Raw genomic sequence first — 17,965 nt, forward strand, 5'->3', positions numbered from 1 at the left:
CTTCAAGGAAGTTAGTGCTGAAATGTAAATCGTTTATAGATGAACAATGCTGTAGACCTTAAAAGTGAAAGATAATTGTGAGACTGCTGGGAGGAACTGAAAGACTTTTAGATAAAATAGACTTGAAGTGATTTTCAGGAAACTCTTGAACTAAGATGCAAGGTTCCTAATCTGGATAGCCTGCGCAATCCTGCGTCTCTGTTTGGAGTTCATCGTATGTGATATTGGGATTATCTAGGATTATGTCGCGGGCGCAGTTCTCGACCTTGAGCTTGTACAGGGTCCATTGTTCGTAGAGGAGCCTTTCCGAGAGTGGTGGTGGGTTACCCGCGAGCTTCTGAACGACCTGGTTATAGAGGCTTTGCAACGCCTCAGCTTTCTCCCTAGCTTGGGCTAGTCCTTGCTCATAGCTCTGATCTATCCAGTCTACGGTTGAGGCAGCGACGGCGATGAAGGGTAGGGAGGCGAGATCTGTTATTGCTCTCTTGAACCTCCTGTTGCCCTCCAGAAGGGTTGAGAGGAGGTCACCTATCCCAAGCTCCTGGGCCCAGGCCTCAATCCCGGTGGAGGTGAAGATAGGTGGCCTGACCGCGGAGATGAAGACGAGCTGAAGGCCGGAAAGGGAGATCTCCTGGACCTGACTGACGAGGCCTGTGATGCCGAACTGGGAGCACTGGTTTCCGCATGCAAGGGAACCCACGATTGGGGAGCCTATGTTGGCCTCGTCTATCTTAAGGTAATCTGATGCTAGAGTACATTCGGATTTCAATGTAACTTCCTGGCATATTGAGGCTATCTCCCTGCTCATCACGTTGAATGTGAAGAATGGAAAGTAAATCTTTTGCACAAGGTTACCCAACTTGATGGATGAGGGGCTAGGGCCAACTCCCTCGTAGACGACGGGGTAGGTATCGGAGGCTACCCTCATAACGTTGTTCTCTGCCTCCTTGGAGAGGTAGTAATGTCCGTCCTTGGAGCTATATGAGAGACGAGGGTAACGTTCACTATACTCCCTTATTACAGGGACATTGGTCAGCATGGCGAGAAAGCCAAGCTGATATGCTGATAGGGCATTCCACAGGATCCCCAGCGTTCCTCCACATTCCCTGAACTGGATTGGATTATACCACGGAGACGGAATCCTCTCCCTGTAAAGGGGAACGGCTCCAACTCCAACCCTATCCGCGTAACCCGATATTATCCTTGCGGGTAGCTTGCCCGCAGAGGTAGCCTTGGACCCTCCCTGATACACCACGAGCTGATCCGCAGCCCAGTAGGGGGATATCCCACCAATGTAGTACCACTCCCCCGTGTCCTCCGTCCTGATCACCAGACCCTCCCTGTATACCCTGTCCACCGAATCCGCTCCTGCCTTCAGTGCCCCTGACGAGGCCACAGCTGGATAGACCTCGTACCTCTGATAACTATGCTGTCCGAACAGGTTGAACTCCTTCCTAAGCGCTTCTTGCAGGCATTGCTCCTGCTTCACATCAAGGGAGATCTCCGTGCCTATCAAGGGACCTAATGCGCTGGCTATCCCGGAAAGTGACGGGTAACCTGAAATAGCCATGAATTTTATTCTCGTAGTCTCATTATATACCTTTTGGCTACATTCACGCTGAAGATAAAAGTTGAGTTTATCTTTCAATTCTTTCAAGATTCTCATTTCTTTGCTAGTCTACTAGGATAAACTAAGGAAAAGAGAATAACAGTTAAACATGGGGGAAGGAGTGAAGTGAAAGGCAAGGTTTAGAATTCCACCAAATCGAAAGTCTAAAGATTGAATTTTTATTGCGGACCCGGGGGGATTCGGACCCCCGACCCTCGGCTCACTCTTGCCTCCGCTTAGGAGGCCGGCGCTCTATCCTGGCTGAGCTACGGGTCCCTACAACTAGAGGGGGAGGTATCAAAAAAGATTTACGCTCATTATAAACGTCGAGCATGTTCGCTCAGTATGAAGATATTCAGTAATAAAACGGAACCTCTTGATAATATTTAAGTTAAGTAGCTTATTATACAAGATACTACTATTAAATATGATATCAAAATCATCCTATAATCCATGTATTTGGACCGGCTTCACTAATTGACGTACTATAAAGCTTAGATTGATTATAATACCATACTGTGGCAGATAACTCACTAGGAGGAGATGATGAGGGATACACAAAATACCAGTAAACTATAGCATACAAAGATGAATCTTTAGTGTTAATTATGTTATAAAGATTGTTCGTGTTGTTATAATATTGAGGATCTGAGACTCCTGGATGATATACTGTACTAGATACATCATAGAAGGCGGTCTTATTACTACTATCTTGTAATGACTCAAGAAACGCTTGAGATACAGCATCAATGGAATCAGGAGATCCAAACGTAATCTGAATTGCATATCCATTGGTCTCTCCTCCAACTTCAATACTCTGTTTACCTATTAGCTTTGAGGAATTATAGAGCGTAATATTATAACTCAAATGACCTTGATTAGCTTGGTGTCCGTATGATATATCATGATTAGCTTGGTGTCCGTATGATATATTCAGGAAATACCACTCAAATGGAGTCACATTCCCTAAATACATGACACTACCAGAACTGTTAGTATCAATGTATATCTTGAGCCCACTTTGATATATTTTGAGATAATAAAGCCTGTGGTTGGTAGTATTTATTACAGCGTAAAATATAGTGGAATTGATGGTAGCGTTACCCAGTGGCTCAAACCATAAACCTGTTTGGACTCCCTGGTTGTCGCTGAACAAGTGGGGTGCCTGGAAATTAACTTGTTTACTATTTCCTAAATAAACACCTGTATGTGTAACAACATAGAGTCCTAGTCCAGCGTTTGCAGGGTTAACGAAGAAGTATCCAAGTCTGTACCATTTCCCAAACTCGTGCGTCAAGATCCAGACCACAATGATCTGTCCTGGCTTTACGATGGAGTGCACAATGTAGGTTCCTGTACTCGACGCATTATATGCAGGTACACCCGACTGAAGTTGCTGACCCTGTGGAGTGAAGATGGGGAAGGACAAAGTGAAATAGGGCAACACCTTGGCAGTCCCCGTGGAGTTTACCAGTATAGTCGCGTTGGGTTCACCCTGAGGACTGTACAGGTAAGTTCCTAAACCAGGTAACGGATTGACCACAAAGGGAACCAGAACTACGTTCTTTACGGGCGCGGAGTACCACAGTAGAAATGAGACGTTAAAATAGGTGAAACTGGGACCTATTCCCTTAAACGTTATTGGGGAAACGAAGATCTGCGTCTGCTTTGACTGGGATACCACAATCTCATTGCCGGCAATAGCAGTGCCCTGAGTTGAAAAGTAAGAATTGTAGAGCCCGAAGACGCCTATGGCTAGCATTAACGTAACTACAACAACCAGCAGTGTCACTACAACTGATGGCATAAAATAATTCTAACCAAACTAATATATAAGTCAATGAAGAAATCTCATAATAGTTTTAGGTCTCTCTGAGAATAACTAGTGTAAAACCTAACGTGAAACCAGTATTTATGTTACGAGGCTATGCATAACATCATTTTACCTCATTACAACAGATTAGCCTTGAAATAATCCATTACGGGTTAAAAACCTGGTCACCTTTCACTCTAACGAAAAATTCAAGACCAATTTCTTTTGTAGCCTTCATGAAATATTATTTTCTTAAGTATCTAGATTTGATTTTAGGTAAATTTATACTAATTCTTCTACATGTTGATCGAAATGCGTCTTCCTAACCCTTAGGATTTGGACTCACGTTAAACCCTGATTAATAAGATTCGTTCACCAAAACTTATTTACAAGGATGTTCACCATTTATATAGAAGTTCATGCCTGAAAACGTTGTCCAAGAAATTATACTGATTGCGGTAGTTGTGGCTCTAGGTATAGCGATCGTTGCCTTTTCCATCTCCGTGTTATATCCCCAGATAATCTTAACGTCCGAAGAACAAACCGCTAGCAACATTGCCTCGCAGACCACTCTCAGCGTTGGACCCCTCATCAATGACTCCACCTCAGGTAGTTTAGTGCTTGAGGTTTACGATCCAGCTGAGAGCGGTAACGTCTCCATTGTGGCTTTCTACGTACCGCAGAGCTTTGAGTCCTCCATCTCACTGGTAACCCCTAGTACTCCTCCAAGTCCCTCAACATTCAAGGTTTATTCGATTACCGGGGCTCTTAACAAGGCCGTTAACATCTCGCGAATTTATGACCTGAATGGTCACATTCTTTATGCATCACCCTTGACCGCGTACAGCGTACCCTTTAACACCCCTGTAACAGTACTGGCGAAGGGGTACACCCAGGGTGATGTGATCGTGATCTGGGTTCTTTATAGTGAAGGGGATACCTTCAGGATAGGTTACACCTTCACGGGGGTGCCCTCCTCATGATAAGAAGGGGTATTTCAGTCCCTATCTTCATGGTTCTCATGTTTATTCTGCTTGTGGCAGTACTGGTACCGGCTTATCTTTTCATAAGTTCCACACAGATTTACTCGAATCAGGGATCACAGCAGGCCACCGGTTACCTCGAGGGGCAGAACCAGGAGGTGAATCAGGTGTTTAGGGGAAATCCCAACATTTACTACAACTCGAGTAGATCTCCCTTCCTGCGGTTTGTGTTCACGTCCATCCCTTACCCATTAAACGTGACGCAGATCTACTTCTATAATGGAACGACGTGGAGCCCTGTGTTGAAGGGCTCACTGGTGGTGGCTGGAAATATATCTATTCCCCTTCCAAGTAAGGCCTTCAATAGATATGTTATCATAGTGTCTGGAAATGGGAACATTTACTTCTTAATCCCCAACACCTCTATAGTGTGAGGTGCCATGAGACTGCAATTATCCAAGGGTCTAGCAAACGCAATTGCAATCCTCATGTTAATAGTTATCGTATTGGTGATTTTTGTCCCCATGATCGCGTTTTTTGTTAACAGTCAGCAGGCTAACTCAGCGGAGCTAGCTACCGTGAATAACTACGCTCCTTAAGTCCCTTCAGATCAAACAGGTAGAATACGGTCATCCTGCCATCTACTATAATGGTTCTTACATTGAATTCAACTACACTAATGATGGTATATTCGTTCCACCTACCAACCTTACCATAGTAGAGATACTTTATTTTGTAGGTGGAGTGTGGCGGAATCTTTCAAATCAACCAATTACTGTAAGTCCGTGCACACCGTCCACACATATTATTCCTATCAATCCACAAGGCAAACCAATTATCATCGTAACATCTCTAGGAAACCTATTTTTCCTCACACCTAATTCATCTATAGGGCCATATTATACCGCTATACGTACAAGTCATAGTTAAAAACTCAGTAATCTATCCAGTAAAGAATTTCGTCGCTTTTATGAATTTATTCAATAACTATTCTCATTTATTTATGCTGTACGTAAATGATAATTATATCACAATTGAGACTAACTACTCTGCAATAGATTATCAAAAAGTTACAGGAATATATCTTTATAATGAATCTTTGCTTTAGTAGTGGAACGATACTTGGAATCAATCATAGTATCGTCATTAAGCTACAAATATTTATGCAGGGAGCATTGCTCATGGACAGGACGGGAAGGAAACCTGTCTGCAGGGACGTCCTCTATCCCTAGTGAGGAATCAGGTTGTTAAGAACGGGGAGGTAATGGGGAGGCAGTTCTACCTCTCAAGTGTGGGAGGACGTGGAGGGAGCGAAACATTGAAGAACGAGATGGAGATACCCTCAAGACGTACGCAAATGGGATGAATATGAGATATCCCGCGTTCAGGTCTCCCGGGCATGGTCTTCACATGGATCAAGAGGTACGGAGGGAAGAGCAGAGCTCGCGGAATTGAGGAGAGCTGGGGTTAAACTGAATGAGGGCATGAAGATGGATGAGATGTGAACTTCGGGAGGAACGTGAAGGCGTTTTACTCGTGAGTCTACGGGATTCATATTAAGGTAAGGAATGTACGTCATGTTCTCGATGTTAGACAGGAGCTTGCACAGTGCCCTAGAAGGGGACTAGTTTCGGATGACTATGACGTCTATTTACTCCCTGAACACAGGGTTGTATCCGTTAACCCCAACTAGTCCCTAGGTGACAGGCTCGTGAGGTTCGAGAGGGCAACCAAGGCTAACAGGATATTTGAGAGGTACGTAGATCTCATTCTGTGGGAGAGTGGGCTGGTGCCAAAATTTATACCTTAATGATTACATCGCAGACATGCTCGATTTTCAGGCCGAAAGGTTTATTACTGAACACTCATCGTAGAGGGTTTAAGACAGGTTTGAGCTGGGAACCTTACGAATTTTTAAATACTGTCAGTAGTATAATTCTACTTACACTAATCAGAATGAATTATCTCTTAAATATTACCGTGATATACAGTTGGTACGTGGGTTGGAATAAACTCTAGGTGATTCTATGAAAGCTCAATCAGAGTTTATTGCATTTATCATTGCAATAATTCTCGTTGTTATAATCTTGGTCCCGCTTGCCTTCCTTGTCTTGGACTTCTCTAAACCATCTGCTCAACAGGTGGACGAAATCTCCGTCCTCAGGAGGCAGATAGATGGAGGCTCCATCCTTATCTTCTTCAACTCCACTCCCTCCCAGTCTACCCTGCTCACCATAAGAGGGGGTTCCAATTACACCCTCGATGCAGTCTTCTATGATTATCACGGGCAGTGGGTTAACATTTCAAATCAAATCACCATCCAATCTTTGCAGTCCCTTCCAGCCCCTCTCATCCATAACTTCACCCTCCCCTCTTACGTCTGGAACAGGACCCTTCTCCTTGAAATCTCCGGTTACAACGTCTCAGTCTTCGCCACCGTTCTCCCAAACGAGACTGCCTTCGCGTAACAATGTCGTGACTCCTCTCTTTTTTCCTCACCTCAAAACCTCTAGTTACATTTATTAATCCTAGAATCACATCCAGTTTTGGAGGGTACAAGAACAGGAGATGTCTGAACAGGTCACGTTCCAATCCCCTGAAGACAGAATTGTAGGAAAACACGTTTTTGGAAACCTCTACGACATAGACCCGGAGGACCTGAACAACGAGCAACTTCTCAAGGATCTAGTTCTCAAGGCTGTTGAGATTGCCCACATGAACCTGGTCGAGGCTAAGTCCTGGAGCTTCGGAGGAAAGAAGGGCGGAGTCTCGGTCATAGCGCTCATTGAGGAGAGCCACATTGCACTTCATACATGGAATGAATACAACTACGCCACCCTTGACGTTTACACCTGCGGAGAGGACAGCGACCCCCAGGCTGCGTTCAAGTTCATTGTTGAGGCCCTGAAGCCTAGGAGGTACCAGGTCTTCTTCGCAGACAGAAGCTCCAGTTAACCTTTTTTCGACTCCTGTCTATAACCCTATAGACAATTACCGAAAACCTTTATAATCATGACGAATTATGGGACAGGATGCATACAGGAATCATTGGATGGGGTTCTTACGTTCCCAAGTACAGGATCAAGGTAAGTGATATTGCGTCGGTATGGGGAAAGGAACAGGGAGTTGTCAAGGCGCTGGGTCTCACGGAGAAATCGGTCCCGGCCGCGGATGAGGACTCGACAACCATGGCCATAGAGGCGTCACGCGACGCCCTCACTAGGGCAATGATTGATCCCAGGGAAGTGGAGATGGCGCTCTTTGGATCGGAGTCCAAGGTTTACGCGGTGAAGTCCACATCGGCAATCCTTATTGACGCCCTTGGCCTCTCCAAGTTCTCCCTCACTGCCGACCTGGAGTTCGCATGCAGGGCCGCCTCAGCAGGGTTGAGGATGGCCTTCTCCATGGTGGAGAGCGGGCAGGTTTCCTACTCCCTCGTGGTTGGCTCCGACACGGCCCAGTCCAATCCAGGCGACGTCCTTGAGCTCAGCTCCGCAGCTGCCGCCGTGGCCTTCGTTGTGGGAAGGGCGGAGGAGGCCTCAGCCGTGGTCGAGGCAAGTACGTCCTACGTGACTGACACTCCGGACTTCTGGAGGAGGGATGGGATGCCCTATCCACTCCACGGGGAGGCGTTCACGGGTGAACCAGCGTACTTTGCCCACATCTACGAGGCGGTGAACAGACTCCTTCAGGACACCGGTCTAAAGGTGTCAGACTTCGACTACTTCGTGTTCCATCAGCCAAATGGAAAGTTTCCGTTCCAGATGGCCAAGAAACTGAGCGTCCCGCTGGAGAAGGTGAAGCAGGGGATGGTTTCCACACTGATAGGGAATCCATACAATGCCTCGGCCCTCCTGGGCTTCGCCAGGGTTCTGGACGTGGCCAAACCTGGACAGAGGGTTCTCGTGGCACCCTTCGGTAGCGGTGCGGGAAGTGACGCTTACAGCTTCGTGATAACTGAAAAGATTCTGGAGAGGCAGAAGTTGGCGCACACCACTGACTACTACATTCAAAGGAAGAAGCTGGTGGATTACGCAAGCTACGCAAAGACCACCCACAAGTTCAAGGTTTACGATTAGGTGAATTACATGAACGTTTTCGTTGCCACAGGGTCCACCCTCAGGGTGGACAAGTACTACGAGAATAGCCTTCTGGACCTGGCCATAGCTGCGGTCTCGGAACTGGAGGAGGAGCTCAGCGAGCACAGGCCGGACGTTCTCCTCCTGGCCAACGCCTATGGGGAGAGCACTGAGGAACAGGTTCAGCTGGCTGGAAAGCTGGCCGGATCCCTGGGTTACAGGATTCCAGCCATCCGCGTGGAGAACGGGGACGCAAGCGGAGGATCGGCAATCTTCTCAGCTTACTCCCTGGTGAAGTCAGGCACGGCAAAGTCAGTTCTCGTGGTTGGGGCGGAGAAACTGGGGGATCTCCCTGCCTCCCACCTCAACGACGTAATAGCCCAGAATCTGGATGAGGAGTTCTCTTACAGGGCTGGGGTTATCCCGCAGGCATACGCGGCAATCCAGATGAAGCTGTACATGAAGAGGTATAACGTCTCAAGGGAGTACTTCGCGGAGTGGCCCTACCTCATGCACAGGTATGCCTCGGAGAACCACCACGCGTTCCTGAAGTTCCCCGTGGACAAGGAGACCATCCTCTCCTCTCAGGTGGTATCGGACCCTATCAGGCTCTTCGACACAGCTGCCAGGGCAGACGGAGCGGCGGCTGTGCTGGTGACAAGTGAGGAGGTTGCCAGAAAGGTGAGCGAGACTCCCGTCAAAGTTGAGGGAGTGAACTTCTCCACCGCTGGGGTTAACCTGAGGGAATTGCTCTCCGTGAGGGATGTGGTGACCCCCTGGAAGGAGTTTAAGCCTGACTTCTACGAGATTCACGACTCCTACAGCATTACTGCGGCCATGATTCTGGACGAGCTGGGTCTTGAGAGGGGAAAGTCCCTTCACCAGCTGGACCAGATTCAGGTTAACTACTCTGGGGGTCTGAAGGCCAGGGGCTACCCTGGAGGTGCAACAGGGGTGTACCAGGTGGCTGAGGGCTATGCCCAGCTTGCGGGCACCTTCAAGGGAAGAAGGGTTAAGGACGCGAGAAGGGGGTTGATCCTGTCCATGGACGAACTGGGCTCACTTGCGGTTTCCGTTGCATTGTCGAGGTGAGAACATGAGAATCCTACCACCCAAGATCTGGAGAAACAAGGATACCCACTACTCCCTTGTGGCATCGGTGTGCGAGAAGTGCGGTCACGTGAACTTCCCGGCCAGAACGGTATGCAGTAACTGCGGTTCATTCAGGGTGACCACCAGGAAGCTCTCAGGAAAGGGAGTTCTTCTATCCTACACTGTCTCCCATCAGGTCAGGACAGGCCACGAGAAGGAATCTCCAGTGTACTTTGGACTCATAAGGCTGGACGAGGGGGTGGAGCTGGTTGCCCCGCTGGTGGACGTGGATGAGGAACCCAGAGAGGGACAGAGGGTTGAGGCTACCATAAGGAGACTGAGGGTGGACTCCAGCAATGGGCTTATAGAGTACGGTACCAAGTTTAGGTTGGTAGATGATGGACAAAATTGATGAAGTGGTGGAGAAGGTAGTAAAGGGAGAGATAGAGCTTCACAGGGTCGACGATCACCTGGACGCTAACGCTGCAATGGTCGCAAGGAGGCTGGCCATAGAGAGGCTCACGGGGAAGAGCTTTCCCTCCATTGGGGCAACAATCATTGACTACCTGGACGTGAAGGGAAGGAATGCGGAGAACGTGATAGGTGCAGCGCAGATACCGCTGGGAGTTGCCGGACCAGTACTGGTGGAGGGAGATTACGCTAAGGGATCCTTTTTCGTCCCGCTGGCAACAACTGAGGGAGCGCTAATTGCAAGCGTTAACAGGGGAATGAAGGTTCTGAGACTTTCAGGTCCGGTGAGGACCAAGATCCTGAGGGATGGAATGACAAGGGCTCCCGTCTTCACCTTTGATAGCGCACTTGATGCCTTCAGGTTCACGGAGTGGGTTAAGGGAAACTTTCCCGAGATCAAGAGGGTTGCGGAGTCCACCTCTTCCCACGCCAAACTCGTGAAGATTGATACCCTTCAGCTGGGCAACAACGTCTGGTTGAGGTTCGAGTACGAGACAGGGGACGCCATGGGAATGAACATGGTAACTGTAGCGACTGAGGCTGCATGTTCCTTCCTTGAGGAGAAGTTTCCCGGGGCCAGATGCGTTGCGGTCAGCGGAAACGCCTGCAGTGATAAGAAGCAGTCCATGACCAACGAGCTTTTGGGGAGGGGAAAGAGTGTGGTTGCTGAGGCCCTCATTCCCTCAAGGGTTCTGGAGACCCATCTTAGGACCACGGCGGAGAAGATTCAGGAGGTTAACCTGAGGAAGAACTGGCTGGGCGGGGCCAGGGCAGGCACAGTCTTCCAGTTCAATGCCCACTTCGCCAACATCATTGCAGCTATCTTCATCGCCACGGGACAGGACGTTGCACAGGTTGTGGAGAGCAGTACGGGTTATACCTGGGTTGAGAACAGAAACGGAGACCTGTACATCTCCGTCACCCTGCCATCTCTGGAGGTTGGCACGGTTGGTGGAGGGACCAGATTGCCCACTCAGAGGGAGGCGCTCTCCATGATGGGAGTGGAGGGAGGAGGTAATCCCCCAGGAAGTAACGCGAAAAAACTGGCGGAGATAATCTCCGCCTCTGTCCTGGCTGGAGAGCTGAACCTTCTGTCCGCACTCTCCACTAGGGAGCTGGGGAGGGCCCACCTTCGCCTTGGGAGAGGCATGAAGACTTAATTTTTTAGAGTTAATCTAGAGTTATGGACGTTCAAAAGGAACTGGAAAAAGTGATTGAGCTCACCAGGAGCCAGAACAAGTGGAGAAGGACAGAGACCATAAACATGATTGCCTCGGAGAACGTTATGAGCCCCCTGGCTGAGGCCCTTTACATGAGCGATTTCATGTCCAGGTATGCTGAGGGGAAACCGTTCAAGAGGTTCTATCAGGGAACCAAGTACGTGGATGAGGTGGAGACGCTGGCCATGGACCTCATGAACCAGGTGACTGGAAGCAAGTTCTGTGATCTCAGACCTACCAGTGGCACCCTCGCCAATGCGGCCGTGTTCAGGGTTCTGGCAAGCCCCGGGGAGAAAGCGTTGATTGCCCCCGTCCAGGCTGGAGCTCACGTGAGTCATACCAAGTTTGGGACTCTTGGAGCGCTGGGAATTGAGCACATAGAGATGCCGTACGACGAGGAGAACATGAATGTGGACGTGGATAAGGCTGTGAAAATGATAGAGCAGATCAAGCCCAGGTTCGTGGTTCTGGGTGGTAGCCTTTACCTCTTCCCGCATCCCACAAAGGAACTAGCCCCTCACGTTCACGCCGTTGGGGCAAAGCTGGTTTATGACGCAGCCCACGTTTACGGACTCATGACGGGGAAGGTATGGGCTAACCCCCTTGATGAGGGGGCCGACTTCCTAAACGTCTCAACCCACAAGACCTTCCCTGGACCACAGGGCGGTGCCATATTCTCCAACGAGGAGGAAGAGTTCAAGAAGGTGTCCAGAACTATCTTCCCGTGGTTCGTGAGCAACCATCACCTGCACAGGTTACCCTCAACTGCAGTGACTGCCCTGGAGATGAAGGTTTACGGTGAGGATTACGCCAAACAGATCACCAGGAACTCAAAGGCACTAGCTGAGGCCCTGGCTTCCATGGGATTCAAGGTGGTGGGAGAACATCTGGGTTACACCAAGAGCCATCAGGTGGCGGTGGACGTGAAGAACCTGGGTGGAGGAGCTTACGTGGCTAGGACTCTGGAGAGCGCAAACATCATAGTGAACAAGAACCTTCTGCCACATGATCCACCGGAGGCAGTTAACGATCCCAGCGGGATAAGAATTGGAGTGCAGGAGATGACAAGGTTTGGAATGAAGGAGGGTGAGATGGAGGAGATTGCGGGACTCATGAAGGAGATCCTGGTTGATAAGAAGGACATCAACGAGATGAAGAGGAAGGTGATCCAGATGAGATCCAGATTCCTGGAAGTTAAGTACGCCCTGAACTACGACCTATCCAAGTATAACTCTAAGCTGATCCCAATGATACTCTAGATTTTTAATAACAAACACCCGGGGCTCCCACATTGTTATGCATTTAAGGGGCCTTAGCCTGAAATCAACAAACCGGGCCGGGCCCAGATTTTTCACAACTCCCCTTTCTCAGGGTAATACTCCCAATCACTCCAGTAGGAACTTCCACAGGGGGATTAACTTGATCCCATCAATCTCATCCTCGTAGTCCCAGGTCACCAGAATCTTCCTTTTTCCCCTCACGCTCTTCAGGTTCTCAATTTCCCTTTCGGGAATTTCATCCTTTCCGTTGGCATAGGTAACCTGTATAAAGGAGTCCGGAGTGACAAAATCCACTTCCTTACCCTCCTCCCTGTAGTACTGGAGTTTGATTTTCCTTCTGGCCAGGTGTAACGCGACCAGGTTCTCCATAATCCTTCCCATGGAACGATCCAGCAATACAAGGGAGATGATTCCAGGATCCACCAGGTATAATTTCTTAGGTGAGACCAGTGCAGTCTTCTGACTCTCGCTGTACCTTTCGCAGGGTAAAATTAAATGGGAACTTATCATGGCATCAAACCACTCCTCTACGGTGTTAATGCTCAGCTTGAGCATCTTGGAAATCCTGTTGAGGGAGATTTCGTTAGCGTAGTACTTCATTACACTGAAGGCAAAGTCATGAAAGGTCCTGATCCTCTTAACCCGTATCCTGTAAACTATGTCCTTGGCAAATATATCCGACACTATCTGATGTATGATTTCCTCGGAGATCTTGTGAACCTCCGGAAATCCCCCAAGCCTGATATAGTTCTCCAGTTCCTTCTTCAAAGTTGCTTCGGAGAGAGAAGTGTAAACATCTCTCATTCTCTCCGGTTTGACACCCCTATACCTGAGATATTCAGGAAAAGAAAAAGGAAACAGGGTGAAGTCGATATGCCTCCCTGTCAGGTGAGTTGCCAGCTCTCCAGACAGGAGTTTCGAGTTACTACCTGTGAGGATTACCTTCCTGCCTTCCTCCCTTAGCCTGTTCACAAAGAGTTCCCAGCCAGTCACGTTCTGAATTTCGTCGAAGACCAGGTATTCGACTTCACCAAAAAGTTCGTAAAGTGCTCTCTCCACCTGGGAGAGATCCTCCATCTTGAGCCAATAGAGCCTTTCATCGTCAAAATTGACGTAACCGTAGTTTGAACCCCTCACGATCATCTTGGCAAGAGTGGACTTTCCTGACCTTCTAACTCCAAGGATTGCCAAAACGTTAGGCGAGACCAGATATCTCTCCAGGTCAGGGACGTCCCTCTCTATGAGTTTCTCAGATTCCAGACGCCTTTCCAGACGCGTCCTCTGGTCTAGGAGAACTTGTTTTAATTCCACATGTTACCTGATCTGCCTGGGATATAAGGTTTATCAGTATACTGATAAACTCTAACGAAGAGCTTCTTTAGTAAACTGAAGAAGTGCGAAAAGGGATCTGCTGTGAATGGCTTACCTCTAAGAAGACCATTCGCTTTCAAGGCGTTGAAATCATGTGATGAGCAGTGTCCTCATCTAGACCTGAATAATCCCCAGAAGGATCGAAGGTGGAGAAAGAATGTAGTGTCGTCAAACTTGCATGAATTTGTTCTATGGCTTCAGGGCTTAGCATTGAATTCCGTGAAACTTTAAAACCAACGTGACGACGCTCTGAGAAAGAATACACTTCCTTAGCAGGAATCCACTAAAAGAGTGTATCATCTCACCACTATTACGGTCACGGGTGCGTTGACTACCACTGATAGGGCGTTTGAACCCGTGTTAATGTCACTGTTCGTGGTGTTGCCCCTGGCCCCCATAATAACTGCATCAAACACTCCCTCTGACAGAACCTTGATAATCTCATTAGAGGTACTGCTATCCCTTGGCACCTCAGCTACACGGAACTCATAATCAATTCTGTCCTCAACCTTCTCCTTCACAAGCTTCTTCACCGTCTCAGTGTCGGAACATCTGTCGCACGCGTAGAACACCGTGACTCGAGAGCCATATCTCAGGCTGAAATCCACTGCCAGCTCCAGTGCTCTCATGCTGTTCTCTGATCCGTCCACTGGCACCAGGATTTTTCTGAACCACATGCTTACAGTATAGGTTGGAGAACCCATCTTATCACACCAGATATCCCTTTCCAATTCCCATGGAGGCATTGGTCATCTCAATTGACTTCCTCCCGTCAGCGAAACCGGAAACTGCCCTTATTGCATCCACGTTTTCTGGAACCACAATGGACTCCTGATGAACTGCATACATCAAGAAGATCTCGTTCCCCTTTACAGATACCGAGTCCTCGAAGACCACCAGCTCATACAGGTCATTTCTGGGTCTTCCCATGTCCCTGGCGACTTCCACTATCTCGGCTGTTGAAGATACCTTGGATTTTCCCGATACCAGGAGTATCCTGGGTGTTGAGCTAATCACAGAAAGGACATCCTCCCTGGTGACAGGGCTACTCACCGTAACGTCAAGGAGATGAACGTGCATTAAGGTTGTAGGAGCCACAACTGCCATGGTTACGATATCAAGATCCTTGAGAACTGTGTTCACGTCCTTGGCGTGATGGCTGGGTATGGAAGCCGGATCAGGCACCAGGGAATTGATGGGCCCCTTCTTTACCTCCTTGGGGTCTGCGCCCCTCCTCACTATGGTACCCCTGACCCTGGTTATCTTGCTCACCCTGTTCAGGGTGCAGAGGGTCCTCAACAACCCGGTAGTGTTGCAGGACACCACTCTCACATATTTCTTATCCACAGCCTCGTCGTAATTGCACAGTGCGGAGAAGGATACGTCTGCCACATTGGCCTTCTCCCCTCCCTGAAAGAGCGCCCTTTTCCCCATGGACGTGTAAACCTGCTTGTACTGGGCACCAACGCCGTTGGGAGTTGCGTCCACAACAACGTCAGCCTCCCTGATCATGTCCTCCAGTACTCCCTTTACCTTGATTCCTGCCTCCTCGAACTCCTTCAGCGATTCCTTGGTGACGTAGAGGTTAATCCCCATCCTCTGCGCCTGATATGCCTCGTAGTTGGGTGAGGTCTTGGATACTCCCACCAGCGTCATATCAGGTTGAGCTAGGATTGCGCTGGCCACCCTCTTTCCAATGGTTCCGTAACCGTTAACCGCTACCTTGATCACCTCTTCAACACCTCCCTGGCTGAAATGTCAAGGGCCTCTAGGGCCGGCAATCTCTCTCCTGCAAGGAAGAGAAGGAGAGCTCCACCGCCCGTGGACACGTGAACCTTGGAACTGTCCAGAGGTCCCACTCCTCCCAGGAGGCTGATCATATGTCCTCCTCCAACTATGAGGTAACCTGGACTCTCCAGGGAGTTCCTGAGGAGAGCCCTGCTTGACTCCCTGAACCTTTCGTCCTCTATTACTCCCATTGGTCCCCTCATGACTATGATCTTTGCGTCTCTTATAAACGACGAGTATATTCCAACCGTGGTTGAACCCACGTCCTTGATAACGCCGGTGACCTTGCTAGCTGGTTCCTCGTACACCTGGCCTCCCTTCTCCACCTTGAAGTCCACGGGAATCTCCACCGGAGCGCCTGAGAGGAGAAGCTTCCTTGCCCTTGGGATCAGACTGAGGACTCCGGCCTTCTCAAGGACCTGAAGGTTATCCTTTCCCAGGTCCAGCCCCTTGGCAACTGCGAAGAGCTCAGCTATGAGTCCTCCCGTCAATATCCTGTCAGCTAGCCTTCTCTTCACAAGGTTCTCAATTATCCTGAGGCTGTCCAGAACCTTCCCTCCACCCATGATGAAGACCTTGGGTTCCTCTCCCTCATTGAAGACCTTGGCCAGAGCTGAGACCTCCTTCTCCATTACCCTCCCAGCACTGGATCTCAGCACGAGAGGGAATCCCACGAGGCTAGCCTGGCTCCTGTGGGCTGTGGCAAACGCATCGTTCACATATCCCTGAAAGAGCGGTTGGAGTCTGCGAACGAGAAAGCTCTTCGAGTGCTGAAGGGGAGAGGCCTCTATCAGTTCCTCTGAAACGAACCTGACATTGTCTAGGAGAAGGACTGACCCCAGTTTCATGTTCTTTATTCTCTCCCGGGCGTAGGGCCCCATGACGTCTCCCACAAACTCAACTTCCATATCCAGGTGTTTCTGGAGGAGTCTGGAGTGCTCCTCAAGGTCCGTGAAGTCGTTGTCTCCGGGCCTCCCCTGATGTGAAACCAGGACTACCCCATTTCCTCGATTCACAAGTTCACGAATGGTTTCCACGTGGGCCTTTATTCTGGAGTCATCGAGAAGTTTCCCCGTCTTTGAGTCAACGGGTGAGTTTATATCAATCCTCACCAGGACCTTGCTGTTAACGAAGTTGAGATCGTCCAGTGTGGGAATACTCATGTCATTTACTTTAATCAGAATTGATCCCCGCGATCATTTTAAACAAGGGGATTAAAATTTTAGCACGATGGATAGATGGAGAGAAAGTTATCCCACAGAAGGGGGATGAGGGATTCCCTCCTCAGGTTGAGGAGAACTATCTCGATCTCCGTGGTCTGGGGATTGGAACTCCTCGTTTTTAACCTGAAACCAACGGCATCATCGAGAAAATAGGAAAAGGACTCCCTTACCCTGAAATGGTCCAGGTGAACCTTTTTACAGTTAAAGGTTAACTTGGCCATTCTGGAATCCATGAAATCCGTCTCGACACTGCACTGGTCCCCTTCATTCCCCATCATGGCGTTGAAAAGGTGCTCCACGGTGTAGGGAATCTGAGAACTTGAGACTCCGAGCGGAGGGATGAGAAGTTTCACCTCCCCCGTGGAGTTCTTAACCTTCTTTGCGATGAAGTTGAAGTTGAAAAAGAGGAAAATGTCATTACACAGCCTGACCTTAACGGTCCTTATCTCGCCCACGTTACCTAGATCGTCAAATATCTTCCTGAGTGAGTCCTGAAATGCCATCTCAGATACATTGTAACTTGTCTCCACCATGCCCTTCAACGAGAAGAGATTTGGGATCACAGGGTCCTTGAGGTACTGGAGAACATAGATCTCGTTTTTCTTTGAGCCCGTCTTGGAGACTGCCTTGGAGATTGTGTTGACAAGAAAGGACAGTTCCTTGTTTGATCCAACTATTGCCCATTCTCCGAATTTATCTCTTTCAAATCGTCGCTTATCTTTCTTGAGGAAATTCCAGGGCATTCATTAATGTTAAGATACCCACAATAAAAACCTTAAGAAAGGGAGTGGTGAATCAGTTACCTCAGTATTTCCGGAAATTTCCTACCCAGGCTCTAGGAAGTTAGGAGGGTTATCACGGATAAAAAGTTCGTAGTGCCGGAAAGTGGGCCAAGCTTAAGGGGGTTCTCCCCGTGACCATGAACGTAACCCGGGAAGGGAGGAGGCTGGATTTCGTTCTGGTCTAGGAGGGCGCTAAGACTGGAAACTGAAAGCCAGACTCGGAGGAGGTTCAGCTTCACACTGCCACTGCAGAA

Annotated in this window: 19 protein-coding genes and 1 tRNA gene; 11 read left to right on the top strand and 9 right to left on the bottom strand. The window is 48.9% G+C overall.

All coding sequences use genetic code 11. The features are described 5' to 3' along the window. Positions 1–166: 166 nt before the first annotated feature. The 3 genes from QVC96_RS12705 to QVC96_RS12715 all read right to left on the bottom strand — a co-directional run bounded on the left by QVC96_RS12705 (position 167) and on the right by QVC96_RS12715 (position 3,416). Positions 167–1,570: a hypothetical protein gene (locus tag QVC96_RS12705; RefSeq protein WP_287689465.1), complete on the bottom strand. Its 1,404-nt coding sequence runs from the start codon at positions 1,568–1,570 to the stop codon at positions 167–169. Between the two features lie 224 nt (positions 1,571–1,794). Then, a tRNA-Arg gene (locus QVC96_RS12710) sits at positions 1,795–1,885 on the bottom strand. Positions 1,886–2,048: 163 nt separating this feature from the next. Then, positions 2,049–3,416 (bottom strand): hypothetical protein, encoded by a 1,368-nt coding sequence (locus QVC96_RS12715; RefSeq protein ID WP_287689466.1) that lies wholly within the window; start codon positions 3,414–3,416, stop codon positions 2,049–2,051. Between the two features lie 425 nt (positions 3,417–3,841). On the opposite strand from QVC96_RS12715, the gene QVC96_RS12720 reads away from it, so the two are divergent. From QVC96_RS12720 to glyA, 11 genes are all read left to right on the top strand, one after another. Next, positions 3,842–4,405: a hypothetical protein gene (locus QVC96_RS12720; protein ID WP_287689467.1), complete on the top strand. Its 564-nt coding sequence runs from the start codon at positions 3,842–3,844 to the stop codon at positions 4,403–4,405. Next, the gene (locus QVC96_RS12725; protein ID WP_287689468.1) at positions 4,402–4,839 is read left to right on the top strand and encodes a hypothetical protein; all 438 of its coding nucleotides are present in this window, start codon (positions 4,402–4,404) and stop codon (positions 4,837–4,839) included. The genes QVC96_RS12720 and QVC96_RS12725 overlap by 4 nt, the downstream gene beginning before the upstream one ends. A 6-nt stretch (positions 4,840–4,845) precedes the next feature. Beyond that, complete coding sequence (locus QVC96_RS12730; protein WP_287689469.1) at positions 4,846–5,004, top strand: hypothetical protein; 159 nt, start codon at positions 4,846–4,848, stop codon at positions 5,002–5,004. Between the two features lie 632 nt (positions 5,005–5,636). Continuing rightward, entirely contained in the window at positions 5,637–5,771 is a 135-nt protein-coding gene (locus QVC96_RS12735; RefSeq protein ID WP_287689470.1) for a hypothetical protein, read from the top strand. A 661-nt stretch (positions 5,772–6,432) separates the two neighbouring features. Further along, complete coding sequence (locus tag QVC96_RS12740) at positions 6,433–6,873, top strand: hypothetical protein (protein WP_287689471.1); 441 nt, start codon at positions 6,433–6,435, stop codon at positions 6,871–6,873. Positions 6,874–6,973: 100 nt separating this feature from the next. After that, positions 6,974–7,360: an adenosylmethionine decarboxylase gene (gene speD, locus QVC96_RS12745; protein WP_238026823.1), complete on the top strand. Its 387-nt coding sequence runs from the start codon at positions 6,974–6,976 to the stop codon at positions 7,358–7,360. A gap of 77 nt (positions 7,361–7,437) precedes the next feature. Beyond that, complete coding sequence (locus tag QVC96_RS12750; protein WP_287689472.1) at positions 7,438–8,484, top strand: hydroxymethylglutaryl-CoA synthase; 1,047 nt, start codon at positions 7,438–7,440, stop codon at positions 8,482–8,484. Between the two features lie 9 nt (positions 8,485–8,493). Then, positions 8,494–9,576 (top strand): thiolase family protein, encoded by a 1,083-nt coding sequence (locus QVC96_RS12755; RefSeq protein ID WP_287689473.1) that lies wholly within the window; start codon positions 8,494–8,496, stop codon positions 9,574–9,576. Between the two features lie 4 nt (positions 9,577–9,580). Further along, a complete protein-coding gene (locus QVC96_RS12760; RefSeq protein ID WP_238026820.1) occupies positions 9,581–9,988 on the top strand; it encodes a Zn-ribbon domain-containing OB-fold protein in 408 nt (135 codons plus the stop codon). After that, complete coding sequence (gene hmgA / locus QVC96_RS12765; protein WP_287690503.1) at positions 9,975–11,207, top strand: hydroxymethylglutaryl-CoA reductase (NADPH); 1,233 nt, start codon at positions 9,975–9,977, stop codon at positions 11,205–11,207. Before QVC96_RS12760 ends, hmgA begins: the two co-directional genes overlap by 14 nt. A gap of 23 nt (positions 11,208–11,230) precedes the next feature. Continuing rightward, the gene (gene glyA / locus QVC96_RS12770) at positions 11,231–12,526 is read left to right on the top strand and encodes a serine hydroxymethyltransferase (RefSeq protein ID WP_238026819.1); all 1,296 of its coding nucleotides are present in this window, start codon (positions 11,231–11,233) and stop codon (positions 12,524–12,526) included. A gap of 126 nt (positions 12,527–12,652) precedes the next feature. On the opposite strand, the gene QVC96_RS12775 is transcribed toward glyA, so the two are convergent. The 6 genes from QVC96_RS12775 to QVC96_RS12800 all read right to left on the bottom strand — a co-directional run bounded on the left by QVC96_RS12775 (position 12,653) and on the right by QVC96_RS12800 (position 17,950). Beyond that, a complete protein-coding gene (locus tag QVC96_RS12775) occupies positions 12,653–13,858 on the bottom strand; it encodes an ATP-binding protein (protein ID WP_287689474.1) in 1,206 nt (401 codons plus the stop codon). A 356-nt stretch (positions 13,859–14,214) separates the two neighbouring features. Then, positions 14,215–14,622 carry a universal stress protein gene (locus QVC96_RS12780; protein ID WP_238026817.1) on the bottom strand — a complete coding sequence of 136 codons (408 nt, stop codon included), beginning with the start codon at positions 14,620–14,622 and terminating at the stop codon, positions 14,215–14,217. Positions 14,623–14,626: 4 nt separating this feature from the next. Further along, positions 14,627–15,649, bottom strand: a complete 1,023-nt coding sequence (locus QVC96_RS12785) for a phosphorylating glyceraldehyde-3-phosphate dehydrogenase (protein ID WP_238026816.1) — start codon at positions 15,647–15,649, stop codon at positions 14,627–14,629. Further along, positions 15,646–16,887 carry a phosphoglycerate kinase gene (locus tag QVC96_RS12790; RefSeq protein ID WP_238026869.1) on the bottom strand — a complete coding sequence of 414 codons (1,242 nt, stop codon included), beginning with the start codon at positions 16,885–16,887 and terminating at the stop codon, positions 15,646–15,648. The genes QVC96_RS12785 and QVC96_RS12790 overlap by 4 nt, the downstream gene beginning before the upstream one ends. A gap of 41 nt (positions 16,888–16,928) precedes the next feature. After that, positions 16,929–17,672, bottom strand: a complete 744-nt coding sequence (locus QVC96_RS12795; RefSeq protein ID WP_238026815.1) for a hypothetical protein — start codon at positions 17,670–17,672, stop codon at positions 16,929–16,931. Between the two features lie 92 nt (positions 17,673–17,764). Further along, positions 17,765–17,950, bottom strand: coding sequence for a hypothetical protein (locus tag QVC96_RS12800; protein ID WP_287689475.1), 186 nt, complete (start codon positions 17,948–17,950; stop codon positions 17,765–17,767). Positions 17,951–17,965 lie beyond the last annotated feature (15 nt).

This window comes from Metallosphaera javensis (ex Sakai et al. 2022), assembly GCA_021654415.1.
GTDB lineage: Archaea > Thermoproteota > Thermoprotei_A > Sulfolobales > Sulfolobaceae > Metallosphaera > Metallosphaera javensis.